Below are 24,847 nucleotides of genomic sequence, written 5' to 3'. Positions count from 1 at the left end.
GCAGCAGATCAGGCGGCTTCCAACTCTCCCAGGTATGCCGCCCGGACCTTCGGGTCGTGGAGCAACGACCGTGCGTCCCCCGACAACGTCAGCTCGCCGGACTCCATGACGTAGCCCCGCTTGCTGTGTTCCAGCGCGAGACGCGCGTTCTGCTCGATAAGCAATATCGTCACGCCTTCGGCCGCGATGGCCCGCACGACCTCGAACACCTTCTCGACCATGAGCGGCGCCAGCCCCATCGACGGCTCATCGAGCAGCAGCAGCTTGGGCCGGGCAATCATGGCCCGCCCCAGGGCCACCATCTGCTGTTCGCCGCCCGACAGCGTGCCGGCAGCCTGCTTGCGGCGCTCTGCCAGGCGGGGAAACTGTTCGAACACGCGATCCATATCCGCGCGTACGCCCTCGGCATCGCGTCGAACGTAAGCGCCCATGGCAAGGTTTTCTTCGATCGTAAGCTGGCCGAATATGCCCCGGCCCTCCGGGACCATGATGAGCCCGTCCCGGACGAGCTCATGCGGACGGCGCCCCTGGATGGGCGCGCCGCGATAGCGCACCTCGCCCCCCGCAACAGGCACGAGCCCGCAGATGGCGCGCAAGGTGGAACTCTTGCCAGCGCCGTTGGCGCCGATCAGACAAACCAGTTCCCCCTCGTTCACCACCAGGTTCACGCCACGGACCGCGCGGATGCCGCCGTAGGCGACTTCCAGCGCACGCAGTTCCAGCAAAGGCGTTGCCGTGCTCATGCCGCTGCCTCCTGCGCCGCGCCGACGCCAAGATAAGCTTCGATGACCTTGGGATTGCGTTGCACATCCACCGGTTTGCCCATGGCAAGCACCTTCCCGTATTCCAGCACGAGCACGCGGTCGCACAGTCCCATAACCAGCTTCATATCGTGTTCGATCAAAAGCACGGTGATGCCGTCATCGCGGATCTTTTCGATCAGCCGTCGCAGCACGACGGTTTCGGACGCGTTCATCCCCGCGGCAGGTTCATCCAGCGCCAGCAGGCGCGGTTCAGTGGCGAGCGCCCGCGCGATCTCCAGCCGCCGCTGATCTCCATAGGACAGCGACTTGGCGATGTCGTTGGCCCGGTTGCCGATCCCGGTATATTCCAGCAGCGCATGGGCGCGCGCCTCGATATCAGCCTCTTCCGCCCGGGTACGCCCAGTACGGAGAATGGCCCCCAACACCCCAGACCGGGTTCGGACGTGGCGGCCGATCATGACGTTTTCCAGCGCCGTCAGGTTTGCGAACAGGCGGATGTTCTGAAACGTACGGGCCATCCCGAAGGCGGCGATCTCGTGCGGCTTGGCGCCGACAAGATTCTCGCCGCCGAAAAGGCATTGCCCCGATTCCGGCACATACAGCCCGGTCAGCACATTGAACAGCGTCGTCTTGCCCGCCCCGTTGGGACCAATCAGGCCGTAGATCTCGCCGGCCTGGATGTCGAAGCTGACATCCGACAAGGCCTGCAGGCCGCCGAATCGCTTGCACAAACCGCGAGCTTCAAGCAAAGGCGTGCTCATGCCGCACCTCCCTGCGCCGTGCGGCTGAGTTCACGCTTGCGTACTGAGGATGGCCAGAGGCCCGCCGGGCGGAAAAGCATCACGCATACCATGGCCAGGCCGAACAGCAGCATGCGGATGGCTTCCGGATCCACCACCACTTCGCCGAAAACGGCCTGCTGAAGCGGCACGATGACGGCCCGCAGGAACTCCGGGAAGACGGCCAGGATGATTGAGCCAAGGATGACGCCGGGAATATGTCCCATACCGCCCAGCACCACCATGCAAAGCACCGAAATGGACTCCGTCAAGCTGAAGCTCTCCGGGCTGACGAACCCTTGCATCGACGCAAACAGTGCGCCGGCGACCCCGCCGAACGACGCGCCCATGGCGAATGCGAGCAGCTTGATATTCCGGGTGTTGATCCCCATGGCCTTGGCCGCGATTTCATCTTCGCGTATCGCCTCCCACGCGCGGCCGATGCGCGAATTCTGCAGACGCACACAAATGAACATGATCAACAGCGTCAAAAGCAGGAGCAGGTAGTAGTACTTCTCCGGCCCTGTTACGCGTATGCCAAACAGCGTTTCCGTCCGGTTGAACGCGAACCCCGCCACCCGGAAGGGATCGATCCGGTTGATCCCCTGGGGGCCGTTCGTGATATTGACGGGCGAATTCAGGTTGTTGAGAAACACCCGGATGATCTCGCCGAAGCCAAGGGTCACAATGGCCAGGTAATCGCCCCGCAGCCGCAAGGTGGGCGCGCCCAGGAGAATGCCGAAGAAGCACGCCAACGCAATGCCCAAGGGGAGAATGGCCCAGAAGGGCAGATGGACGTTCAGATGCGGAGACGCGAGCAATGCCCACGTATACGCCCCCACAGCGTAAAAGGCGATATAGCCCAGATCCAGCAGGCCGGCAAAGCCGACCACGATATTCAGGCCCAGGGACAGCATCACGTAAAGCAGCGCAAAGTTCAGAATGCGTACCCAGCTTTGCCCGGCCAGGCCGAGCACGAAGGGCAATACCGCCAGCACCACCGCCACCACAGCGATGCCCAGGAACGCGGCCGCCGAAGTACGGCCGCGGGAAGTGGAATTCGTGTTCATGCGCGATCCCCCACGCGTTCGCCCAGCAATCCGGAGGGACGGAAAATCAAGACAAGGACCAGGACCAGGAAGGCGAACACATCCTGATAGTTGCTGCCCATGAACCCGCCGGTCAGGTCGCCGATATAGCCCGAGGCCAGCGCTTCGATGACACCCAGCAACAGACCGCCGAACATGGCGCCCGCAAGGTTGCCGATACCGCCCAACACTGCGGCCGTGAATGCTTTCAGGCCGAGCATGAATCCCATCGTGTAGTGGGCAACACCGTAGTAGGTGGTGACCATCATTCCCGCCACGGCGGCCAACGCGGAACCAATCAGAAAGGCCGCCGATATGACGGTGTTGATGTTGACCCCCATGAGTCCCGCGACTTCACGATTCTGCGCCGTGGCCCGCATGGCCGTTCCGAGACGGGTGCGGTGCACGATGAGCAGCAGCCCGGCCATCATCGCTGCCGCGATCACGATAATTGCGATTTGCAGCACACTGATGCGCGCGCCAGCCAGTTCGAACACCCGCGGGCTGATGATCTGCGGGAAATGGGCATAGTCGCGGCCCCAGATCATCATGGCGACGTTTTGCAGGATGATGGAAACGCCAATGGCGGTAATCAGCGCCGCCAGCCGTGGAGCGCGGCGCAACGGACGATACGCCACTCTTTCGGCGAGCCAGCCCAATGCCATGCAAATGGGAACTGCGCATAAGAGGCCCGCGCCCAGCACCAGCCAGGGGGACATCGACGGATCCCCCCCGATCAGCGCCACCGCGATGGTCGTGGCAACCATCGCCCCGATCATGACGACATCGCCATGCGCGAAATTGATCAGGCCGACGATGCCATACACCATGGTATAGCCCAATGCGACCAGGGCATACATGCTGCCCTGGGTCAGCCCATTGATCAGTTGCTGAAGAAAGATTTCCATGGAATGCCAGTGAAACGAAATCTCCGCGGCCAGGATTTGCCGCGGCCTGGAAAACCCCGGGCGAGGCGCGCATCCCCCGGGGTTCCGTATCCGAACAGCCCGGCGGTGCGCCGGGCCGCGGCAAACTTACTTCGCCTCGCTGACCATGGTCTTGACCATTTGCCACTTGCCGTCCTTGACCTGGTACAGGGTCACGGACACTTCCTTGAGATCGCCATTTTTGTCATAGGCGATGTGCTCGCTGGTGGCGCCTTTGCGGTCCAGCTTGCGCAGCATCGGCAGATACTTCTCCGGGTCTGCGGATTTGGCCTGCTCCATCGCGGTGATCATGTTCCAGGCCCCATCGTAGGCGTAAGGTGCATAGACGCCGGGTTCGGATTTGAAGCGGGCCTTGTACGCCTGCTCGAACTCCTTGCCTGCGGCCATCTTGTCCAGCGGCACCCCGGCGAGCGACGCGTAAGTGCCGTCAGCAGCGTCGCCGGCCAGCTTCAGGAAGGTCTCGCTGCGCGTCATTTCACCGGACACGAAAGGCACCTTGATGCCCAGCGTTGCCAGCTGCCGCTTCATGGGGCCCGATTGCGCGTCGAGGCCGCCATAGAAGATGGCATCCGGCGCGGAACCCTTGATGTTCGTCAGGATGGCGGTGAAATCGTTGGCCTTGTCGGTCGTGTACTCGCGGCGCACGACTTGGCCGCCATTCGCCTTTACCGCTTTCTCCACCTGGTCGGCAAGGCCCTGACCATAGGCGGTACGGTCGTCGATGATCGCAACCTTCTTCGCTTTCAGGTCTTTCACCATGAACTCGCCGACTGCCGTTCCCTGTTGGGTGTCGCTGGTCATCATGCGGAAGGCGCTGTCGTAGCCCTGCTTGGTGTATTCCGGCGCGGTCGCCATCGCGATCTGCGGTACGCCCGCATCGTGATAGACCTGGGAAGCCGGGATCGTCGTACCGGAATTGAAGTGGCCCAGAATGCCTTTGAGGTCTTCGTCCACCAATTGCTGCGCAACGGTCACCCCGGTTTTCGGGTCGGCCTGATCGTCCTTAGAGACCAGAACGAACTTCGCGGTTTTGCCGTCCAGCTTGATGCCTTTCTTGTTCGCCTCTTCGATGGCGAGCGTCAGGCCGTTCTGCATATCTTCGCCGTAGTGCGCCTGCGGCCCCGTCAATGGCCCGGCATAGCCGAGCTTCACTTCCTCGGTATCGGCGGCATGCGCGGCGCCGGCCATGCAGAAGCCGGCGGCGATGGCCGCCGCGAGGGTTTTAATAGTCGTAGTGAAACGCATCGATTCCTCCTTGTAGGATAGGCTTGATTGACCTGCGGGCGGTGTCCCGGCTGTCTCTGGGCCGGGTCGCGGATTGCGCTGCCCGGCAGTCTTCCGATTCTTCCGATTCTTCCGATTCTTTCGATTCTTTCGATTCTTCCGATTCTTTCGATACTTCCCAGGCGCGGGACAGACGCGCCCCTGGCGCCGTCCGCGCCATGGCTAGCGCATTTTCGGTGGCGCCACGCGCGCCAGGTATTGGCGATAACCCTCCCTGCTGAAATTGTCCACGCGGCGTCGAATGAGGTGATTTGTTCGTGATCCGCGCCGATGCGTTCCCGAATCACCAGCGCGCGAACTTATCCCCTACACCTCTATTCAACGCAACACGCATGGACGAGGCAAACGCGATCAACCGATCGTCATCAAACTGGCATTGCCTCCTGCCGCGGCGGTGTTGATGCTGATGGACCGCTCGGCGACGAGTCGGTCCAGCACATAGCTTTGGCCCTGCGCCACGGCATCCGTCGACAGTCCCTGTACGGATATGATGGGCCCGGGTCGCGCCGCCACGCGCTCGCTCAACTGTCGCAACGCATCGCCGTCGCCCTCGAACAGCACCGACTGGAAATCGGCGGTATCGATGTCCTCGTTTTTGACGAACGTCACCTGGCCGCGCTGCGTGGGCGCCAGCGTCTCCACGAACGCGCGTGCAACTGCCCCATCGACGAAGCTTGCCCGGTTGCCCGTGGCCTGCACCGCGGCCCATTGCGCCACGGCGCCCTGCTCCGACGCCGCAACGCACAGCACCGCGCCGCGCGGCTCAAGCCGGTAGGTATTCGATTCCCCGGTCGGCCCGGGCAAGGCCAGTTCTATCGGCATCGACGCACCATGCCCGACCGGCAAGCCTGCCGGCCGAACGGACAACAGGCGGTAGAGATACAGAGGCCCGCCCGCCTTCGGGCCGGTGCCGGACAAACCTTCACCGCCGAACGGCTGCACGCCGACCACCGCGCCGACGATATTGCGATTGACATACATATTCCCGGCATGGACCCGGCGCGTGACGTGCGCGATCGTTTCGTCGATGCGCGTATGCACGCCGAACGTCAAGCCATAACCGGTCGCATTGATGTCATCCAGCAGCGCATCGAGCTGGTCGCGCTTGTAGCGCACCACGTGCAGCACGGGACCGAACACTTCCCGCTTCAGTTCACGCACGCTGCCGATCTCGATGAGCGTGGGCGCAATGAAGGTGCCGTTGCGGCAGGCTGGCGGCAGCGGCACCTGCGTCACGGCCTTGCCCGCAGCGCGCATGGCGTCGATATGGCGCTGGATATTTTCGCGCGCCTCGCTGTCGATGACCGGACCTACGTCGGTGGACAGGTGGTCCGGATTGCCGACACGCAGCTCCGCCATGGCGCCACGCAACATTTCCAGGATGCGGTCCGCATTGTCTTCCTGCACGCACAGCACGCGCAGCGCGGAGCAGCGCTGACCCGCCGAATCGAATGCCGATGTCAGGACATCGAACACAACCTGTTCCGCCAGCGCGGACGAATCGACCACCATTGCATTCTGGCCGCCGGTTTCCGCGATGAGGGGAATGGTATGCCCGGCATCGTCCAGACGCTGCGCGAGATTGCGGGAGATGAGGCGCGCGACCTCGGTCGAACCCGTGAAAAGCACGCCGCGGATTTCAGGCGCGGCAACCAGCGCGGCCCCCACCGTTTCGCCACGGCCCGGCAACAGCTGCACGGCGTCGTCCGGCACGCCGGCCGCACGCAGGATATGCACCGCTTGCGCCGCGATGAGCGGAGTCTGTTCGGCCGGCTTGGCCAGGACCGCGTTGCCAGCGGCCAGCGCCGCGGCAACCTGTCCCGTGAAAATGGCCAATGGGAAGTTCCATGGGCTGATGCAAAGCACGGGACCCAAAGGCCGGTGCGTAGCGTTGTCGAACTCGCGCTCGGCCTGTTCCGCGTAATAGCGCAGGAAGTCGACCGCCTCGCGCACTTCCGCAATCGCGTTGGGCAAAGACTTGCCCGCCTCGCGCACGATCAGACCAAGCAGGGTCTGCATCTGCTCTTCCAACATCTGCGCGGCGCGGCGCAGGCACAGCGCGCGCTCTGCAACCGGCGTGGATTGCCAGATCGATGCGCCGTGGGACGCACGCTGCAGTGCCGCCGTCGTCTCGGCCTCGGACGCCTCGATGACGTGACCCACCACATCGCGATGATCGGCAGGGTTGCGCACCGGCACTGCGCGCGAGTCGTCCCACGCCACGCCGCCACTCCCCACCATGGGATATGCCTGCCACGCGGTCGCCGTGCTGGAAAGCAAGGCGGCCGACAGGGAAGCAAGGCGATGTTCGTTGCTCAGGTCCAGGCCCTGGGAGTTGGCGCGGGCGCCGGCGCGCACGTTGCCATAGAGCTCGCGCGGCAGCGGGATTTTCTCGTGCGGCGCGCCCAGCGGAACGATGGCCGAAGCGGCCTCCACCGGATCCTGGATCAGCTCGTCGATGGAAATGGTTTCGTCGCCGATGCGATTCACGAACGACGTATTGGCGCCGTTCTCCAGCAGGCGGCGGACGAGGTAGGCCAACAGCGTTTCATGCGTGCCGACGGGCGCGTAGATGCGGCAGGGGCGATTCAGCTTGCCTTGCGCGACCGGTCCGACAACCTCTTCGTACAGCGACTCACCCATGCCGTGCAGGCATTGGAATTCATACTGTCCGGGGTAATAGTTCTGTCCCGCCAGATGATAAATGGCGGACAGCGTGTACGCATTGTGGGTGGCAAACTGCGGGAATACCGCTTCGGGCGCCGCGAGCAGCTTGCGGGCGCAGGCCAGATAGGCAACGTCCGTGTATACCTTGCGCGTATAAACGGGATAGCCCTCCAGACCGTCCACTTGGGCACGCTTGATTTCGCTGTCCCAATAGGCTCCCTTGACCAGGCGGATCATCAGGCGATGGCGGCTGCGCCGCGCCAGATCGATCACATAATCGATCACGAACGGCGCGCGCTTCTGATAAGCCTGAATCACAAAGCCGATTCCGTTCCAGCCCTCCAGTTCCGGGTCGAAGCACAGGGCTTCCAGCAGATCCAGCGAGATTTCAAGCCGGTCCGCTTCTTCCGCATCGATGTTCAGGCCGATGTCGTAGCTGCGCGCAAGCCGCGTCAGCGATTGAACGCGCGGCAGCAATTCGGTCATGACACGATCGCGCTGGGCGCGCGAATACCGCGGATGCAGCGCGGACAGCTTGATGGAAATTCCAGGGCCCTGGTAGATACCCCGTCCTGCGGCGGCCTTGCCTATGGCGTGGATGGCCTGCTCGTACGACGCGTAATAACGGTCCGCGTCGGCCGCCGTAGTGGCAGCCTCGCCGAGCATGTCGTACGAATAGGTAAAGCCCTTGGCCTCCATCTTTCGGTTGTTCGCCAGGGCCTCCGAGATCGTTTGGCCGGAGACGAACTGCTCGCCCATCATCCGCATGGCAATGTTCACGCCCTTGCGGATCAGCGGCTCGCCGCCCTTGCCGATCAAGCGCGTAAGCGCACGGGACAGCGACTGCTCGCTGTTGACCGCGACCAACTTGCCCGTCAGCATCAGGCCCCAGGTGGCCGCATTGACGAACAGGGACGGCGACTCGCCCATGTGCGATCGCCAGTCTCCCCGGGAGATTTTGTCGCGGATCAGCGCGTCGCGCGTCGCCCGGTCGGGTATGCGCAGCAAGGCCTCGGCCAGGCACATCAATGCCACGCCCTCCTGACTGGACAGGGAGAACTCCTGGATCAGGCCCTCCACTCCGCCGCCGGTGCCCTTTTCGCGCAGCGCCTTCACCAGCTTCGCCGCCAGGGCATGGATTTTTTCCGGATTCGGCATGCGCGCCTGGCCAAGCAGCAACGGCACGCACTCGGGCTCCGGACGGCGATAAGCGGCCGTGATGGCGGCACGCAGCACCGATTGGGACTGCACGTCCTGCCCGAACTCGAAGAACGGCGGGACCTGCGCGGGGGGCTGCAGCTCGCTGTCCTCGGGGGCGGCGTCGCCGCCCGTGAAATGCACGATCTCGGCTGGAAGATGACCCCGCTCGATCTTGTCGAGATAGGCCACGATGGCTTGCTTGTGCAGCCAATGGGGCGTGCATTTGAGTTTGGAGGCGGCGTCCTTGAGACGGTCGCGCAATGCTTCGTCGACTTTGACGCCCAGAGTGGTGGTGCCCATACTGCTTCGGTACTCGCTTTCGGATGAGAAAAAACGCCCGGGCCGAACGCGGCCGGTTGGACCGCGATCTTAGGCGGGTTGCACCCGTCCGAGTATTAAGGTTAACCCTAGGTCACCAAAGCAACTTCCCAGCCAGAAGGCGCCCACCGGGGCGCCGCGGATCCGGCTCCCCCGGTCCGCCGGCGCGCCCCCTCTAGGGGGAAGCGCGCAGCGCTACGGGATGGGTCCATCACCCTGCCCTGCACCCGCTGAGTTGCACCGCCGCGCTGGCTGGCTCGGCGCGGGCACCGCCCGCCCGGATGCCGGTGGCGATCGTCGCCGCCAGCTCACTGACAGCCCGCTGTTGCGCGCCGGCCGCGTCGGCCGGCCTGCCGCCGCCCAGCGGCACCTGTACCACCGTGCGGCAAAGCAATGCCGCGCCCCCCAGGTTCAACGGCCGGATGCGCCAGGTGGCATCCAGGATAGCCGCGCCGCCCGCCATCGCGTCGAAACGCTGGACATCCACTTGCACGCGCCACACCGGCGCCTGGGCCGGGGCATTGATCGACTGCACGTCGATCGCCCCGAGCATGCGCACCAGGTTGTAGGAGAGCGCGCCGCGGATCTCGTCGCCCAGGGGGGCGGTCCATCGGTCCGAGTAATACGCACTGACGCCACCGCCCGCTTCTCGAATCATGATTTGCGGCTGGTCCGCTTGCGGCGGCACGGTGACAGGCACGACCTCCAGCAGATAACCCGCCTCGGGGGGCTGTACGTTCCCGGCCTGCGGAGTCTCGCTGGAAAGCAAGGTGTAGTAATGCACCGGCGGCGACGTCGCGCAACCTGCCAAGCCGAAGGCGGCTGCGAGAAGCGCCGACTTGAATGCCATTCCGGGAACAGTCTTCATGGTCGATTCCGATTGATGGTGGTGCCGGGCAAGGGATCCGGACCGCGGCCGCGGACCAACGCTTCCGGGTTTGCCTGCAGGTAATCCGCCAGCGCGCGGAGCGACCGGGCCGCGCGCGCCAGTTCGTCCATCGCCCGCTGCGCATTCATCGGCAAGCCGGCGTCAGGCGCGAGAAGATTTCCCAAATCCGCCAAGGACTTGTTCGCCTGTTTGAGCATTGCTTCTGCCTGCGGCGCCACTTGCTTGTCCAGCTTGCTCATGACGCGAGATGCGCTGGCCAGCGTCCGCTCCAGATCTTGCCCGATCTTGTCGAACGGGATCCTGTCCAGCTTGGTGGCGATACTGCTGATTTGCTGCTGCAGCTGGTCCAGGTTGCCCGGCATTGTGGGGATCTGCGCCGGATCGGACATGGTGAAGGAGACCGCGCGAGCGTTCGGGAACACGTCCAGTGCGACGTAAAGCTGCCCCGTCAAAAGATTGGAACTGCGCAACTGCGCCCGCAGGCCATGATTGATCATGGCGGCCAGCAGGCGGCCGCCGGGATGCACGTCGCCAGGACTCGACTCGCTTTCGGCAAGCGCGCGTACCCGCTGGTACACCGGCCCCAGACGTTGCGGGTACAGCGTCGCGTGCACCAGCGCGAAGAACCGCTTGGATTCCGTATCGAAATCCATGGTGATGGAATCGACCTGGCCGAGCCCGACGCCGTTGAAGTCAACGGGCGCACCGACGCTCAATCCGCGTATGGATTGGTCAAAGCGCATCACCACCGCGAAGGGCTCTCCATCCGGCGTTGCCTGGGCCGCGGTTTCGTTGCCGTACAAAGTAAAGACCGTGTCGGCCTTGGCGGGCGGCGCCGGCTTATCGTCATCACGCTGGCCGAATGCGATTCCGCCCACGGCAACGGACAGCAGCGATTGCGTCCGCACCTTCAAGCCGTCCGCATTCAGCGTGAAGTCCACACCGCTCGCGTTCCAGAACCGGGTGTCGGCCGTGACGAACCGATCGTTCGGCGCATCGACGAAAATCTGGATATTGACGTAATGGCCGGTGCTGTCCAATTGATAGCCGATGACCTGGCCCACGCTGATGCGGCGGTAGTAGACCGGCGATCCAACGTCCAGGGATCCAAGGTCCGTTGCCCGTACCGTGAAGCGCTTGCCAGGCCGGTCATGCGTGACTTCCGGAGGCGATTCCAGCCCTACGAACTCGGTTTTCTCTTCCTCGGAAGCGCTGCTCGCCGACTCTTTTTTTCCATTCGGCGCATCGACGCCGATATAGGCGCCGGACAGCAGGGTGCCGAGCCCCGACACGCCGCTCAGCCCGAGCCGGGGCCGCACCACCCAGAACTGCGTGCCCTCGCGCGCAATGCTGGCCGCGTCTTTCACCAGTTCGGCCTTGACGATCACCTTGGAGCGGTCTTCGCTCAAGCGGATGCTTTTGACCGTGCCGATGTCGACGTCCTTGTACCGTACCCGGGTCTTGCCGACTTCCAGCCCTTCGGCGGTATTGAATGTGATGGTAATGGTGGGGCCTGATTCCCACCACGCCCGGGCCAGCAGGGACAAGCCCGCCAGTGCGGCAACGATAGGGACAAGCCAGATCCAAGAGATATGACGCTTTCGGCGCGTAATCTCGGGAGTCCGGATTCCTGGGCTTCCTCCGGACGGTACTGGGTCGGACATGCTGCTGCTTCCTTATTCCTTATGATTGTGAACGGCCGCCGCCTTCGGCCGCTGTGGCTGGGGCCGAAGCGTCCCCGGCAAGCACCGCGCGTGCCTGAGCGTCGCGCGACGAGGCCGCAGGACGTGACGGCTCCTGCGCCGCCGCGTCCCAGCCGCGGCGGGGATCGAAGCTCATGGCCGCGAGCATGGTCAGGATTACCACCATGCCAAAGGCGCCGGCCCCCGCGCCGGCGCTGATGTCCATCAGTCCCTGGAACTGCGCCAGCGCGGACAGGAGAATAACCACAAAGACGTCCAACATGGACCACTGCCCGATGAATTCCACCATGCGGTACAGACGCGTGCGCTGCCGAAGATTGGCCGTATCGCCGCGCCCGACCCGTATCGCGAGAACGGCCAGCGCCAGCAGCTTGGTAAGAGGCACCATTACGCTTGCGACAAATACGATCACCGCGATGTCCCACGATCCGGTCTGCCACAGTTCGATGACGCCGCCCAATATGGTGTGCGCGCTATCGCCCAGCAACGAGTCGATGTTCATGACCGGCAGCACGTTGGCAGGGATATAAAGGATGCTGGCCGCGATCAGAAGCGCCCAGGTCCGCGCCAGGTGGTCTGGCTTGCGCAGATGCACCGGACTGCCGCACCGGACGCATTGGTGCTGCGCTTCCGGGTCTGCCGCCGGCAAAGCCTGAACCTGGGCGCACACCGCGCAACTGGTAAGGGCCTCGCCCGGCGCCGGTTCGGCCGTGTGGGACGGCACAACGCCGGCGTGTTCGGCGAAGTGCCACAGCATATGCGGCGAAAGCCGCCCCAACATGGTAAGCAGGACGGTAAGCAGCGCAAAACCGCCCAGGCCCACACCGGGCGACACGGATGCCATGCCCGCCAGCTTGACCACGGCGACCAGCACCCCGAGCAGGAACACGGGCACCATGCTCCACGGGGCCAGCATGCCGAGCAGCCGCGTTGCCGTGGTGAAGCCGGCCGGGCGCGCGCCGAGCGCCAGGGGATAAAGCGTCCAGACCAACAACAGCAACTGGAGCAGCGGCAGCCCGAAGCCCGCCAGTCCCGCCATCGCGGCGACCGCTTCATGACCTTGTCGCCAGGTGACCAGGATGGCCTGAGGCAGGGATGCCTGCTGCACCATGCCTTGCACCCGCATGATGGCGACGGGATAGGCATTGGAGATCAGAAAAACAATCAGGGCGGCGAGCGCAAGCGCCAGCCACCCCGATACCGTCAGACTGCTATAACGCCACAGGACCGCGCCGCAACGGACGCAGCCTGCCTGCTCACCCGGCCCGAGCTCCTGACGGCGATAGACGCTGCCGCAATGTTCGCAGGAGATCAGGGGGGACTGGCCGGCCATCAATCCGCCAAAGCAACTTCCTGCGCGTCAGGCGCGTCCGAAGGCGGCTTGTCGCCGAAAGTCAGCTTGACCTTGCCGTCCTCGTCCAGGTCCACGGTGACCGACCCGCCATCGACGAGCTTGCCGAACAACAGCTCGTCCGCCAGCGCGCGGCGTATGGTGTCCTGGATCAGGCGCTGCATCGGACGGGCGCCCATCAAAGGATCAAATCCTTCCTTGGCCAGATGTTCGCGCAGGGCCTCGGTGAATACCGCGTCCACGCGGCGTTCGTGCAGCTGATCTTCCAGCTGCATGAGGAACTTGTCCACCACACGAAGGATGATTTCGCGCGACAGCGGCGAGAACGGGATGATCGCGTCAAGGCGGTTGCGGAACTCCGGCGTGAACATGCGGCGGATCTCCGCCATCTCGTCGCCCACGACACGCGAGTTCGCAAACCCGATGGAGGGCCGGTTCAGCGTTTCGGCGCCTGCATTTGTCGTCATGATCAAGATGACGTTGCGGAAGTCGGCCTTGCGACCGTTGTTATCCGTCAACGTGCCATGGTCCATGACCTGCAGGAGGATATTGAAGACGTCCGGGTGGGCCTTCTCGATCTCGTCGAGCAGCAGCACGCAATGCGGCTGCTTCGTGATGGCCTCCGTGAGCAGGCCGCCCTGATCGAACCCGACATATCCCGGAGGCGCGCCGATCAGCCGCGATACGGCGTGGCGCTCCATATACTCCGACATATCGAAGCGCACCAGCTCCACACCCATCGTGAAGGCAAGCTGACGAGCCACTTCGGTCTTGCCCACGCCGGTGGGGCCAGAAAACAGGAAAGCGCCGATCGGTTTTTCGGGCTTGCCCAGGCCTGACCGCGCCATCTTGATGGACGCCGACAGCGCCTCGATGGCCGCATCCTGGCCGAAGACCACGGTTTTCAGATCGCGCTCCAACGTCGCCAGTTTGCTGCGGTCGTCGTTGGAGACCGACTGCGGCGGAATGCGCGCGATCTTGGACACGATGTTTTCGATATCGACCTTGCCGATGACCTTCTTTTGCCGGGACCGCGGCAACAGGCGCTGAGCGGCGCCGGCCTCATCGATCACGTCGATGGCCTTGTCGGGCAGATGACGGTCGTTGATGTGCCGGGCGGACAGTTCGGCGGCCGCCAGCAGCGCCGCGGACGAGTAGCGCACATTGTGATGCTCTTCGAACCGTGTCTTCAGGCCGCGCAGGATCTGCACGGTCTGCTCCACGCTGGGTTCGCTGACGTCGATTTTCTGGAACCGCCGCGACAGGGCGTGATCCTTTTCGAAGACCCCGCGATACTCGGTGTACGTCGTCGCGCCAATGCACTTCAATTGCCCCGAAGAGAGGGCCGGCTTCAGGAGATTCGAGGCGTCCAGCGTGCCGCCCGATGCGGAACCCGCGCCGATCAGCGTGTGGATTTCGTCGATGAACAGGATCGCGTCAGGGTTGCCGCGCAATTGCTTGAGCACGCCCTTGAGCCGCTGCTCGAAATCGCCGCGGTACTTGGTGCCAGCCAGCAAGGCGCCCATATCGAGCGCATAGACCTGCGCCGACTGCAGGATTTCAGGCACTTCGCCGCGCGTGATGCGCCACGCCAAGCCCTCGGCAATGGCGGTCTTGCCCACGCCGGCCTCGCCCACCAGCAGCGGGTTGTTCTTGCGCCGGCGGCACAGCACCTGGATGACGCGCTCGACTTCGGACTCGCGGCCGATCAGCGGGTCGATGCGGCCCGCCAGGGCCGCCGCGTTCAGGTCCGTAGCGTATTGGTCCAGTGGCGATTGACGCGATTCGCCCTGTTCCTCGGGATTGGGCTGCTGGTCTTTCTGGGAAGCGGCCGATTCGACTTGCGGCTGCTTCGTGATCCCGTGCGAAAGGAAATTGACCACGTCGAGCCGGGTCACGCCCTGCTGCTGCAGGTAGTACACGGCATGGGAGTCCTTTTCCCCGAAAATCGCCACCAGCACATTGGCGCCGGTCACCGGCTTCTTGCCGCTGCCGCCCGCCGACACGTGCATGATGGCGCGCTGGATCACGCGCTGGAATCCGAGCGTGGGCTGCGTGTCCACTTCGGCGCCGCTGGGAATGACAGGCGTGTTCTCATTGACGAACTGCCGCAGGTTGCGGCGCAGGTCGTCCAGATTCGCCGCGCAAGCGCGCAGCACTTCCACCGCGGAAGCGTTGTCGAGCAGCGATAACAGCAGATGCTCTACTGTAATGAATTCGTGCCGGGCCGATCGGGCCTCGACGAAAGCCATATGCAGGCTTACTTCAAGCTCTTGGGAAATCACGCTTCCTCCATAACGCATCGAAGCGGACAAAAACACAAGACATATTCTATGCCTATCGGGGCGTAACGCCAGCGATTTCAAATTCGATCCGATCGTAACGCCGGGGCTGTCCATGACCCCGGGCATACCGACCGTCGCGCGCCAGCGACACCAGAAAAGTGGGATGACCGTACGGCAAGTCTGTGATGGCCCGACCCCGCGCCGCGTCGGGAGCGAACTGCGGCCGGCGGGCCGCTATGGTGCAGGCCGAAAGACCTGCTCCTTCTTTGATGTGGTGCTGGCCCGGCCGAAATCAAGCGGCGCGATGCCCCGCCGTCAGGCGCGGTTTCGACATGGAACCAGCATACCTAAGAAAAACGCAGCGCTTTGGCAGCTGCGGTCTAGCATAACCCATGGCGAAGCTGGGACCGGGGCAATGCCGCCGCTCGGCCAATCGGTTCCGATAAAGCCGGGCGAGATTATGAGGAAACCAGTGTTCAGAAGCGACGGCGAAGGCGTCCGGGATTTAAGTCGGTTCCATGACGCATTGGAGGGGATGCTGTTTGGCGCGCGCGTATTGGGCCACCTGAGCAACGCGGGTCGCAGCAATGTCGCGGGGATATACCCCGCATACGCCGCGCCCCTCGTGGTGCACCTGCAGCATGATGCGAGTGGCTTCTTCCTCGCTCTTGCCGAAAAACTTCTGCAGGACGCCGACGACGAACTCCATCGGCGTGTAGTCATCGTTGAGCAAGACGACTTGATACATGGGCGGCGGCGCGGTACGCGCGCTCTCCTTCTCCACGACCAGGTCATGCTGAGTATCCGTACTATTGCTCATGGCTGCTGATATTTTATTTAATGCTGGATTACCGAGTATCGCGGACGAGCCCTTTTTACATGTAGAAATGCGTAGTTTCCATACTTGACTCGCCTCAGAAAAGCGGCGCATTATCCAGCCATTCTAAGCGCTTTCAACTGGCTGTTAGGCACTTGGAAAAGAGGGGGGGAGACGGCCCGGCCGGGGAGCCCTTCTGTCAACATATGATTTATGAGGCAGTCCGCATGTCTGATACGACCGCAACCGCTGTCCAGGGGGACAATCCAAAATCCACGGGTACCGTGAAGTGGTTCAACGACGCGAAAGGGTTTGGGTTCATCACCCCCGATGACGGTGGGGAAGACTTGTTCGCGCACTTCTCGTCCATCCAGATGAATGGGTTCAAAACCCTGAAAGAGGGCCAAAAGGTGGCATTCGAGATCATCCAGGGTCCCAAGGGCAAACAGGCTTTGAACATTACCGCGGCCTGAGCGCTCAGGCGTGGCTTCATAGACGTCTTCGAGTACCATACGAAGGCGGGGCGGCTCACGCCCCGCCTTTTTTGCGTCGTCCTTTCGTAGCCATCATGCATAACGGTCCTGTCTTGCCGCAAACCCAGAACAATTCGAAGGGAAAGCGCGCCGCCGCGGTCTTTCTGACTGCCGCGCTTGTGTGCGCCACCGCCCAGCCCGCCATCGCGCAGACCTTCATCGAGGCCCAGCCCACGCTGCCGAAGACCCAGCTTTCGGCCGGCATCCATGTCATCCAGGCGGAAGTCGCCCGAACGGAGGAGTCGAGAGAGCGCGGCTTGATGTTCCGCAAGCCCCTGGAAGGCAATGACGGGATGCTGTTCGTCTTCGATAGGCCGGATCGCCAATGCTTCTGGATGCGCAACACCCCGCAGCCGCTCTCCATCGCCTTCATGGCCGACGACGGCGCCATCGTCAATATCGAAGACATGGCGCCGCAAACCGACGATACGCATTGTTCGCGCAAACCAGTGCGGTATGCACTTGAAATGGCACAGGGCTGGTTTGCCGATCATGGGATTACGGTGGGAAAGAAAATCGACGGGCTGCCTTAATTGTATGAACAAGAATACATAACAAACAGCGGCATGGCATCCTGCAATGGCTTCGCGACATAATCGCTTTTTATTGCCGCTTAATACCGCCGGGAAATCCGGCATTGACCGCCCGCGCCGTATCGCCTGAGCGGACAGCGCGGGTCTCGCGCCGTTATCGTGAACTGTTGGCGCTGCCGTTCAGTTCCACAGCGTCTTCAGACCCGCTCCAGTATCACGGCGATGCCCTGCCCCACGCCGATGCACATGGTGCACAGGGCATAACGGCCGCCACTGCGCTCCAGCTGATTGACGGCGGTCGTGGCCAGGCGGGCGCCACTGGCTCCCAGGGGATGCCCCAGGGCGATCGCGCCTCCATTCGGGTTGACGCGCGGATCGTTGTCCTGCAGTCCGAGTTCGCGCAATACCGCCAGCCCTTGCGCGGCGAACGCCTCGTTCAGTTCGATGACGTCGATCTTCTCCAGCGTCAGACCGGTCAGGGCCAGCACCTTGCGCGTTGCCGGGACGGGTCCGATACCCATGATCCGCGGCGGGACGCCGGCGGTGGCCATTCCGACCACCCGCGCCCGTGGCTTCAAACCGTGGCGTTTCAGCGCCGCCTCGCCGGCGAGCAGCAAGGCAGCCGCGCCATCATTGACGCCCGATGCATTGCCCGCGGTGACAGTACCGCCTTCGCGCACCACCCCCTTCAGACGCGCCAGGGCCTCCAGGCTGGTCTCGCGCGGATGTTCGTCCCTATCCACCAGAATGGCATCGCCCTTTTTCTGCGCGATGGATACCGGGGTCAATTCCGCGTCGAAAAACCCTGACTGTTGCGCCTTCAGCGTTTTTTCCTGACTGGCGAGCGCGAAGCGGTCCTGGTCCTCACGGGATATCTTGAAATCCGTAGCGACATTTTCGGCCGTCTCCGGCATCGAATCGACGCCGTATTGCGCCTTCATCAGCTTGTTGACGAAGCGCCATCCAATCGTCGTGTCGTAGATTGCCGCATTGCGCGAAAACGCCGTTTCCGCCTTGCCCATGACGAACGGCGCGCGGCTCATGCTTTCGACCCCGCCCGCCAGCATCAGACCCGCCTCACCGAGCCGGATGGCGCGCGCGGCGGTACCGAGCGCGTCCAGCCCCGAACCGCACAAGCGGTTCACCGTCGATCCCGGAACTTCCACCGGCAGGCCGGCCAGCAGCCCGGCCATGCGGGCGACGTTGCGGTTGTCCTCGCCTGCCTGGTTGGCGCAGCCAAAGATGATGTCGTCGAGCTCCTGCCACTGCACGCCGGGGTTGCGCGCCATCAGCGCCTTGATCGGGATGGCGGCCAGGTCGTCGGCCCGCACGGACGATAGGGCGCCGCCATAGCGCCCAAAAGGCGTACGGACGGCGTCGCAGATATAGGCTTGCTCTGTCATGTCTCGCTCTCTGAAGATGTGAAGCGAAATGGTAGCCCAGCGCGATTCCATGACCCGGAGGACTGCCATGCGGCCGTCCATGCCATGGACGGCGTCTACCCAATGGACGTCAACCGGCGGCGTGGCCGGGTGGGGCGCCGTGCCGCACCGCCCGCCCTGCCTCGACGATCGCCTGACGCCGGAAACGGCCTGCCGCCAGATGGTAGAAGGCGTGGGGACAGAACTGGCGCGACACCAGCGAAGCCGTCAATGAGCCCAGCAACAGCCAGAACAGCATGGGCTGGCTGCCAGTCATTTCCATGACCACCACGCTGGCCGTCAGGGGAGCCTGCGTCGCGGCGGCGAGAAACGCCGCCATCGAGATCAGGACGAGGACGCGCTGATCCACCGGATGGCCAGCCACTTGCCAGACGTGCTCGCCGATGCCGGCCCCGATCGTCAACGCCGGGGTGAAGATACCGCCCGGCACGCCGGCCCAGTACGAAGCCAGCGTCGCGGCGAGCTTGGCGAAACCGAAGCCTTCATGACCCAGCTCCTGGCCTGACAGCAATCGGGCAGCCGCGCCATAGCCGGTGCCGTAGGTCGTTCCGCCCATGGCGAAGCCGAGCGCCGCCAGCAGCACGCCGAGCGCGAATGCCGTCCAGACCGGATGCGCACGCACGCTGGCGCGCCAAGACGCAGGCACAAGCACCGTCGGCCCCTTGCCCAGCAGGCGGCCGAAAATACCGCCCATCATGCCGTTGACCACCCCGCACAGCAGCACCCATCCCACCATATTGGAAACGGGCGCGCCGCCAAATACGCCGAAATACGGATTGTTCCCAGCCAGGGCCACTACCATGAAGCCGGATGCAAGCACGCCTATCAGCACCAGACGCTGCCATCGCAGCACGGTGCCCCGGCCCAGTTCCTCGATGGCAAAGATGACGCCCGCCAACGGCGCGTTGAACGCGGCGGCCAAGCCGCCTGCCGCACCCGCGGCGATCAACTCATTGTGATGAAAGCCCTGCAGAGGCAAGCGGCGGTTTTTCCAGAATCGGCCCCAAGCCAGCATGACGGCCGCGCCCACTTGTACGGACGGCCCCTCGCGTCCTATGGATGCGCCCGCAAGCATCCCCAGAAAGGTCAGCGGGATTTTCCAGATGGTCTGCCGCAACGACACCAGGCTGGATTGGCCCGGCCCCGGCGGCAGAGACAGCGCCCCGATGACTTGCGGTATGCCGCTGCCCGATGCGTTCGGAGCGAGGCGCAGCGTCAGCCAGCGGATAACCGCCATTCCAACGGGCAGCAGGATGAAGGCCAGCCAGCCTGCGCGTGACATCCATGCCGCATTCCACGACAACGCAAAGTCGGCCAATTGCGCAAAGCCGAGAGACACCAGGGAGACCAAGGCGGCGCCGCCGAGCAGCAGCGCCATCTGCACCGACTTTCGCGACAAGCGGGCCGCCTGGCGGCGCTTGCGGCGCAGCGCACGGCGCACACGCGCCCGCGCCTTGCGCACCGATTGAGACTGGGACATGGCGATCGAGATATGCAGCGGAATGAGGGCGATACCATACCATTGGCCGGCGCGGCGCCATCGCTTATGTCCCGAAGCAGCCGCCGCACGCGCAACAATTCAAAATTGCGCAGCCGTCCGCTCGACAGAATCCGGAAGCGTGGCTCGCAAATGAAAAGGCCGCTGCGTCCGCAGCGGCCTTTTCATTCCGGGAGCGGATCAGCCGAAGTTCTTCGCCGCGAAGTCCCAGTTCACCAGCGCCCAGAAGTTTTCCAGGTACTTGGGACGAGCATTGCGGTAGTCGATGTAGTAGGCGTGCTCCCACACATCACAGGTCAGCAATGGGATGTCGGCCGTTGTCAGCGGGGTGGCGGCATTGCTCGTGTTGACGATGTCCACGGAACCGTCCGGCTTCTTCACCAGCCATGTCCACCCGGAACCGAAGTTGCCGGCGGCGGATTTGTTGAAGGCTTCCTTGAAGGCGTCAAAGCTGCCCCACTTCGCGTTGATGGCGTCCGCCAGCTTGCCGCTAGGCGCGCCGCCGCCCTGCGGCTTCAGGCAGTTCCAGTAGAACGTGTGGTTCCACACCTGCGCCGCATTGTTGAAGATGCCGCCCGAAGACTTCTTCACGATGTCTTCCAGCGAGGCGTTTTCGAACTCCGTGCCGGGAATCAGGTTGTTCAGATTCGTGACGTAGGTCTGATGGTGCTTGCCATAGTGGAACTCCAGCGTTTCCTTGGAGATGTGCGGTTGCAAGGCATCCATCGGGTACGGCAGGGGGGGAAGCGTGTGCGCCATATTTGGGTTCCTTCTTGGTTGAGTGCACGATCGAGCCGGACATTGTATCGGCACTTTCCTGGCGTATGTCTTTACCCCTGCTCGACGCGGGGAAAACGCCGAATCGCCCCTCGAACTGGCGGCCGCGGAGCGCTCGCCGCCGTGTCAGTCACGGCCGGGATGTGGCTGCACGACCGCCACTTCGGCACGCCCCCGGGCCAACGTGACGTCGAGCTTCTGGCCCATGGTCAGCGCGCCAGCGTCGCGGATCACGCGCCCATCCTCGGTGCGAACGAGGGCATAACCCCGCGCCAGCACCTGGTGGGGATCGAACGCACGCAGATGGCCGGCGAGTGTTTCGAGCCGGCTCGCCCGGCTTTGCAGCAGCCGCAGCTGCGCCTGCTGCAAACGGCGCATGCGTTCCTGCAGGCGATCGGCCGCCCTGCCCAGGTCCGGACCGCGATGCAGCACTTTCGCCACCAGCAATTCGACACGGGCGCGCCGGCGTGCCTGCGGCGCCGCCCACGCCGCCAGCAGCCGGTGCCGCAAGGACGCCAAGCGTTCGCGCTGATGCGCCAGGCGCTGTGCCGGCGACGTCAATTGCGCGGCTGCCCGGTCCAGGCGCTGCGCCAAGCGGTCCATCCGGCGTTCCTGCGTGCGGACCAAAGCGCCCGCCAGGCTCATCACGCGGTTGTACAGATCCAGCCTGGGGATGCAGGCAAGTTCCGCAGCGGCCGTGGGCGTGGGCGCCCGCACGTCGGCGACGAAATCGACGATGGTGAAATCCGTCTCGTGGCCGACGCCGCTGATCACCGGGATCTCGCTGGACGCGACGGCCCGCGCCAGGGCTTCGTCGTTGAAGCTCCAAAGATCCTCAATGCTTCCGCCTCCGCGCACCAGCAGCAGGGTGTCAACTTCGGCGCGCCGGTTGGCCGCGGAAATGGCCGCCGCAAGGCGCGGCGCGGCATCGGCTCCCTGCACGGGCGCCGGGTAGATTACGACCGGCACCTGGGGGGCGCGGCGCGCCAATGCGGAAAGTACGTCGCGCAGGGCGGCTGCGTGCAGCGAGGTGACAACCCCGATTGCGCGCGGCAAGGACGCCGGCGAGCGTTTGCGTTCCGCCTGGAACAATCCTTCTGCTTCGAGCTTCTGCTTCAAACGCAGGAAGGCTTCGAACAAGTCCCCCAGACCCGCCCGCCGCATTGCTTCCACCTGAAGCTGGTAGTCCCCGCGTGGCTCGTAAAGGCAGACACGGACACGCAATTCCACCTTGTCGCCCGCGCGGGGAACGAAGCCGACCGCCATGGCGCGGCTGCGGAACATCACGGCTCGAACCGCGGCGCGGCTGTCCTTCAGCGTGAAATACCAGTGGCCGGACGCAGCCTGCGTGAAGTTGGAGATCTCGCCACGCACCCAAAGCATGGGGACGCTGCGTTCCAGCAGCTCGCCGATGGCCTGGTTCAACTGGCCGACCGTGAGGATTTCGCCCGCAAATACGGCTTCTTTGATTTGAAATTCAACTGTCATAAGGGTTTCCGGGCAAAACCTGTCCACAGGGCGCGAAAACACTGGGTGGAAGGTCCCGCGGAGGTCTATTTTTGCAATGTGTAGGTTTTTTCTTTAAGACAAAGCTATAAGCGCTTGATTTTAAAGCGAAAAAACCGAAATCGCCGTTTTGCTCAATTTTTGCGCCGCCGACGCGGGCCTCGGCAAAACAAGCTCGCGCAAGCGGTTTTACACAGAATTATCCACAAAAAATGTGGATAGTTTCCGCGCGTTCCGGCTATTGCCAGCGCGGCCCAAGGGCCGTTACAGTGCGCTGATTCCCTTCCCCCGATCGTCCGGTCCCCATGGGACTTCTGGAGCGTGTTCTTGCTGTCCGTCCTCCGTGATGCGGGCTGGCCTATCTGGCCCCTGCTTGCCACTTCCGTCCTTTGCCTGGCGCTGATTCTGGAGCGGTTCTTCAGCTTGCGCCGCAGCCAAGTGGCGCCAGCCGGGCTGGTCACCCAGGTGCTGGACATGGTCCGCAACCGCCAGGACACGCCGGAAGCCATCGCTCGCCTCGAACGCAGTTCACCGCTGGGCCGCGTCCTGGCCGAAGTTCTCCGCCAGCGTCACCTTCCGCGCGACGAAATGCGCACGGCCGTCGAGGATACGGGGCGATCGGTGGCCCATGAACTGGGCCGGTATGTCAGCGCCATCGGGACCATTGCCGTCGTGGCGCCGCTGCTGGGCCTGTTCGGCACGGTCGTCGGCATGATCGATATCTTCGGTTCGTACTCCCCTACGGGCGGCGATCCGGCGCAACTCGCCCATGGCATTTCGGTGGCCCTGTACAACACGGGTTTCGGCATCCTGATCGCCATTCCCGCGATGATCTTCCACCGCTATTTCCGCGGCCGGGTCGACGACTATCTGCATATGCTCGAAGCGGCCGCTTCCCGCACGGCGCGGATACTGGCGGCGCCGCCGCGGCGCCGCGTCGACGAAGACGAACCGTTGTTCACGCCTCGCACCGCGCCGGTCCAGGATCCGCTGGCATGAATTTCGGCAATCATCGCCGCGAGGACGAGCTGGAGATCAATCTGATCCCGCTCATCGACGTCCTGCTGGTTATCCTGATCTTTCTGGCTGCCACCACTTCGTTCGCCCGCTTCAGCCAGTTGAAAGTCACACTGCCGCAGGCAACGGCGGAACAGCGCGCAACGGCGCCCATCGAAGTCGCCATCAGTCAAGACGGCCATTACGCATTGAACGGCACGCTTCTCGAAGCCACCAGCACGGAGGAAATCGCCGAGGCCCTGCGGCAGGCCGTCGCCGGCAAGGCCGATGCGGTGCTGGTGATCAATGCCGATGCGCTTGCGACGCACCAGACCGTCGTCAACGTCATGGAAGCGGCACGCCTGGCGGGCATTGCCCGGGTCAATTTCGCCACCCAGCTCGCCCGGTGAGCCAGATCGCCCGCACGCTCCTTCAGCGCCAGTGGCAGGACGGCGGATGGCTGTCCGGCCTGCTCGCGCCCCTGTCAGGCCTGGCCTGGCTCGCCGTCGTTGGAAAGCGCGCGCTCTACGGGCGCGGGTGGCGCCAGGCCTACCGTGCGCCGGTGCCGGTCATCGTAGTAGGCAACATCTACGTGGGAGGCACGGGCAAAACGCCGGTGGTGATCGCCCTCGTTCAAGCTTTGCGTGAACGCGGCTGGACGCCAGGGGTGGTCAGCCGTGGCTACGGCGTCAAGGTGGGCCCCCTGGCCCGGACCGGGCGCGGCGACCTTTCGCCGGAGCGGTTTGGCGACGAGCCCGCGCTGATTGCCCGCGCGACCGATGCGCCGGTCGGCATCCATCCGGACCGGCCCCGAGCAGTCCGCGCCCTGCTCGGCGCCTTCCCGGACGTCGACGTCATCGTTTCGGACGACGGTCTGCAGCACCTGGCGCTGGCACGCGACGTCGAGATCGTCGTTCAGGACGGACGCGGCACCGGCAATGGCCGGCTGCTGCCCGCGGGGCCCTTGCGGGAACCCGCAAGCCGCCTTGAACACGTCGACGCCATTGTCACGAACACCGCCTCGCCGCCGCCCGCTGCCCCAGGCGGCGCTTCGCCCCCCCGGCAGGTCAGCATGTGGATGGAGCCCGGCGAAGCCTGGAATCTGCGCGACGGCAGCCTGCGCGCCTTGTGGGAACTGCAGGCGGAGTACGGCGCTGGCGGAATTGCCGCCGCCGCCGGCATCGGCAATCCCGACCGTTTTTTCGCCACGCTGCGGGCGGCCGGCGTCGCCCTTGAAACCACCCTGCCGCTGCCCGACCATTACAGTTATGCGCAATCGCCCTTTGCCGGAATCAAGGCCGGGTTGATCTTGGTGACGGCCAAGGATGCGATCAAGTGCAGCGGCCTGGGCGATAACCGTTTATGGGCCGTGCCGGTCACACCGCGGTTTTCCGATCCGGACTTTTTCGACTGGATCGCGGCGCGCGTGGGCCGAGTGGCGCGCCGCGGCGGGGATAACTAAAATGCCGA

20 protein-coding genes are annotated in these 24,847 nt (G+C 64.0%); 5 read left to right on the top strand and 15 right to left on the bottom strand.

The window, feature by feature from the left end; translation table 11 throughout:
• Positions 1–8: 8 nt before the first annotated feature.
• The 11 genes from CAL13_RS08520 to clpS all read right to left on the bottom strand — a co-directional run bounded on the left by CAL13_RS08520 (position 9) and on the right by clpS (position 16,095).
• Positions 9–743 carry an ABC transporter ATP-binding protein gene (locus CAL13_RS08520; protein WP_086057023.1) on the bottom strand — a complete coding sequence of 245 codons (735 nt, stop codon included), beginning with the start codon at positions 741–743 and terminating at the stop codon, positions 9–11.
• Positions 740–1,525 carry an ABC transporter ATP-binding protein gene (locus CAL13_RS08515; RefSeq protein WP_086057022.1) on the bottom strand — a complete coding sequence of 262 codons (786 nt, stop codon included), beginning with the start codon at positions 1,523–1,525 and terminating at the stop codon, positions 740–742. The genes CAL13_RS08520 and CAL13_RS08515 overlap by 4 nt, the downstream gene beginning before the upstream one ends.
• Positions 1,522–2,613, bottom strand: coding sequence for an ABC transporter permease subunit (locus tag CAL13_RS08510; protein ID WP_086057021.1), 1,092 nt, complete (start codon positions 2,611–2,613; stop codon positions 1,522–1,524). Before CAL13_RS08510 ends, CAL13_RS08515 begins: the two co-directional genes overlap by 4 nt.
• On the bottom strand, positions 2,610–3,539 hold the full coding sequence (locus tag CAL13_RS08505) for a branched-chain amino acid ABC transporter permease (protein ID WP_086057020.1): 930 nt from the start codon (positions 3,537–3,539) through the stop codon (positions 2,610–2,612). Before CAL13_RS08505 ends, CAL13_RS08510 begins: the two co-directional genes overlap by 4 nt.
• 126 nt (positions 3,540–3,665) lie before the next feature.
• Complete coding sequence (locus CAL13_RS08500) at positions 3,666–4,823, bottom strand: branched-chain amino acid ABC transporter substrate-binding protein (RefSeq protein WP_086072081.1); 1,158 nt, start codon at positions 4,821–4,823, stop codon at positions 3,666–3,668.
• Positions 4,824–5,213: 390 nt separating this feature from the next.
• Positions 5,214–9,029 carry a trifunctional transcriptional regulator/proline dehydrogenase/L-glutamate gamma-semialdehyde dehydrogenase gene (gene putA / locus CAL13_RS08495; RefSeq protein ID WP_086072080.1) on the bottom strand — a complete coding sequence of 1,272 codons (3,816 nt, stop codon included), beginning with the start codon at positions 9,027–9,029 and terminating at the stop codon, positions 5,214–5,216.
• Between the two features lie 229 nt (positions 9,030–9,258).
• Positions 9,259–9,915, bottom strand: coding sequence for a PqiC family protein (locus CAL13_RS08490; RefSeq protein WP_086072079.1), 657 nt, complete (start codon positions 9,913–9,915; stop codon positions 9,259–9,261).
• The gene (locus CAL13_RS08485) at positions 9,912–11,600 is read right to left on the bottom strand and encodes a PqiB family protein (protein ID WP_086072078.1); all 1,689 of its coding nucleotides are present in this window, start codon (positions 11,598–11,600) and stop codon (positions 9,912–9,914) included. Before CAL13_RS08485 ends, CAL13_RS08490 begins: the two co-directional genes overlap by 4 nt.
• Positions 11,601–11,619: 19 nt before the next feature.
• Positions 11,620–12,972 carry a paraquat-inducible protein A gene (locus CAL13_RS08480; protein WP_086072077.1) on the bottom strand — a complete coding sequence of 451 codons (1,353 nt, stop codon included), beginning with the start codon at positions 12,970–12,972 and terminating at the stop codon, positions 11,620–11,622.
• The gene (clpA, locus tag CAL13_RS08475; protein ID WP_198297750.1) at positions 12,972–15,275 is read right to left on the bottom strand and encodes an ATP-dependent Clp protease ATP-binding subunit ClpA; all 2,304 of its coding nucleotides are present in this window, start codon (positions 15,273–15,275) and stop codon (positions 12,972–12,974) included. Before clpA ends, CAL13_RS08480 begins: the two co-directional genes overlap by 1 nt.
• A gap of 505 nt (positions 15,276–15,780) precedes the next feature.
• Complete coding sequence (gene clpS / locus CAL13_RS08470) at positions 15,781–16,095, bottom strand: ATP-dependent Clp protease adapter ClpS (protein ID WP_086072075.1); 315 nt, start codon at positions 16,093–16,095, stop codon at positions 15,781–15,783.
• Positions 16,096–16,319: 224 nt separating this feature from the next.
• Here clpS and CAL13_RS08465 point away from each other — a divergent pair, with 224 nt between their 5' ends.
• Both CAL13_RS08465 and CAL13_RS08460 read left to right on the top strand, forming a co-directional pair.
• Complete coding sequence (locus CAL13_RS08465) at positions 16,320–16,565, top strand: cold-shock protein (protein ID WP_006220277.1); 246 nt, start codon at positions 16,320–16,322, stop codon at positions 16,563–16,565.
• Between the two features lie 95 nt (positions 16,566–16,660).
• Entirely contained in the window at positions 16,661–17,158 is a 498-nt protein-coding gene (locus CAL13_RS08460; protein ID WP_086072074.1) for a DUF192 domain-containing protein, read from the top strand.
• A 197-nt stretch (positions 17,159–17,355) separates the two neighbouring features.
• Here CAL13_RS08460 and pcaF read toward each other — a convergent pair whose 3' ends face one another.
• The 4 genes from pcaF to xseA form a co-directional block, all read right to left on the bottom strand.
• On the bottom strand, positions 17,356–18,561 hold the full coding sequence (gene pcaF / locus CAL13_RS08455; protein WP_086057011.1) for a 3-oxoadipyl-CoA thiolase: 1,206 nt from the start codon (positions 18,559–18,561) through the stop codon (positions 17,356–17,358).
• A 109-nt stretch (positions 18,562–18,670) separates the two neighbouring features.
• Positions 18,671–20,080, bottom strand: coding sequence for a chloride channel protein (locus tag CAL13_RS08450; RefSeq protein WP_086057010.1), 1,410 nt, complete (start codon positions 20,078–20,080; stop codon positions 18,671–18,673).
• Positions 20,081–20,278: 198 nt separating this feature from the next.
• The gene (gene sodB, locus CAL13_RS08445) at positions 20,279–20,857 is read right to left on the bottom strand and encodes a superoxide dismutase [Fe] (protein WP_086057009.1); all 579 of its coding nucleotides are present in this window, start codon (positions 20,855–20,857) and stop codon (positions 20,279–20,281) included.
• Positions 20,858–21,001: 144 nt separating this feature from the next.
• Positions 21,002–22,363: an exodeoxyribonuclease VII large subunit gene (xseA, locus tag CAL13_RS08440; protein ID WP_086072073.1), complete on the bottom strand. Its 1,362-nt coding sequence runs from the start codon at positions 22,361–22,363 to the stop codon at positions 21,002–21,004.
• A 345-nt stretch (positions 22,364–22,708) separates the two neighbouring features.
• On the opposite strand from xseA, the gene CAL13_RS08435 reads away from it, so the two are divergent.
• Genes CAL13_RS08435 through lpxK form a run of 3 tightly spaced genes read left to right on the top strand, consistent with a single transcriptional unit; the run spans position 22,709 to position 24,839 of the window.
• Positions 22,709–23,380 (top strand): MotA/TolQ/ExbB proton channel family protein, encoded by a 672-nt coding sequence (locus CAL13_RS08435; RefSeq protein ID WP_086059338.1) that lies wholly within the window; start codon positions 22,709–22,711, stop codon positions 23,378–23,380.
• Entirely contained in the window at positions 23,377–23,787 is a 411-nt protein-coding gene (locus CAL13_RS08430; RefSeq protein WP_086072072.1) for an ExbD/TolR family protein, read from the top strand. Before CAL13_RS08435 ends, CAL13_RS08430 begins: the two co-directional genes overlap by 4 nt.
• Positions 23,784–24,839, top strand: coding sequence for a tetraacyldisaccharide 4'-kinase (gene lpxK, locus CAL13_RS08425; RefSeq protein WP_086072071.1), 1,056 nt, complete (start codon positions 23,784–23,786; stop codon positions 24,837–24,839). The genes CAL13_RS08430 and lpxK overlap by 4 nt, the downstream gene beginning before the upstream one ends.
• Positions 24,840–24,847 lie beyond the last annotated feature (8 nt).

This window comes from Bordetella genomosp. 9, from assembly GCF_002119725.1.
In the GTDB taxonomy this organism is placed as follows: Bacteria; Pseudomonadota; Gammaproteobacteria; order Burkholderiales; family Burkholderiaceae_B; genus Bordetella_C.
Note: the sequence above shows the minus strand (reverse complement) of the source record. Positions and strands in the feature narration are given on the sequence as shown.

What these genes read in the sequence shown, in the direction of transcription:
- CAL13_RS08520 (WP_086057023.1), bottom strand. Translation starts at nt 743, where the DNA reads ATGAGCACGGCAACGCCTTTGCTGGAACTGCGTGCGCTGGAAGTCGCC.
- CAL13_RS08515 (WP_086057022.1), bottom strand. Translation starts at nt 1,525, where the DNA reads ATGAGCACGCCTTTGCTTGAAGCTCGCGGTTTGTGCAAGCGATTCGGC.
- CAL13_RS08510 (WP_086057021.1), bottom strand. Translation starts at nt 2,613, where the DNA reads ATGAACACGAATTCCACTTCCCGCGGCCGTACTTCGGCGGCCGCGTTC.
- CAL13_RS08505 (WP_086057020.1), bottom strand. Translation starts at nt 3,539, where the DNA reads ATGGAAATCTTTCTTCAGCAACTGATCAATGGGCTGACCCAGGGCAGC.
- CAL13_RS08500 (WP_086072081.1), bottom strand. Translation starts at nt 4,823, where the DNA reads ATGCGTTTCACTACGACTATTAAAACCCTCGCGGCGGCCATCGCCGCC.
- putA (WP_086072080.1), bottom strand. Translation starts at nt 9,029, where the DNA reads ATGGGCACCACCACTCTGGGCGTCAAAGTCGACGAAGCATTGCGCGAC.
- CAL13_RS08490 (WP_086072079.1), bottom strand. Translation starts at nt 9,915, where the DNA reads ATGAAGACTGTTCCCGGAATGGCATTCAAGTCGGCGCTTCTCGCAGCC.
- CAL13_RS08485 (WP_086072078.1), bottom strand. Translation starts at nt 11,600, where the DNA reads ATGTCCGACCCAGTACCGTCCGGAGGAAGCCCAGGAATCCGGACTCCC.
- CAL13_RS08480 (WP_086072077.1), bottom strand. Translation starts at nt 12,972, where the DNA reads ATGGCCGGCCAGTCCCCCCTGATCTCCTGCGAACATTGCGGCAGCGTC.
- clpS (WP_086072075.1), bottom strand. Translation starts at nt 16,095, where the DNA reads ATGAGCAATAGTACGGATACTCAGCATGACCTGGTCGTGGAGAAGGAG.
- CAL13_RS08465 (WP_006220277.1), top strand. Translation starts at nt 16,320, where the DNA reads ATGTCTGATACGACCGCAACCGCTGTCCAGGGGGACAATCCAAAATCC.
- CAL13_RS08460 (WP_086072074.1), top strand. Translation starts at nt 16,661, where the DNA reads ATGCATAACGGTCCTGTCTTGCCGCAAACCCAGAACAATTCGAAGGGA.
- pcaF (WP_086057011.1), bottom strand. Translation starts at nt 18,561, where the DNA reads ATGACAGAGCAAGCCTATATCTGCGACGCCGTCCGTACGCCTTTTGGG.
- CAL13_RS08450 (WP_086057010.1), bottom strand. Translation starts at nt 20,080, where the DNA reads ATGTCCCAGTCTCAATCGGTGCGCAAGGCGCGGGCGCGTGTGCGCCGT.
- sodB (WP_086057009.1), bottom strand. Translation starts at nt 20,857, where the DNA reads ATGGCGCACACGCTTCCCCCCCTGCCGTACCCGATGGATGCCTTGCAA.
- xseA (WP_086072073.1), bottom strand. Translation starts at nt 22,363, where the DNA reads ATGACAGTTGAATTTCAAATCAAAGAAGCCGTATTTGCGGGCGAAATC.
- CAL13_RS08430 (WP_086072072.1), top strand. Translation starts at nt 23,377, where the DNA reads ATGAATTTCGGCAATCATCGCCGCGAGGACGAGCTGGAGATCAATCTG.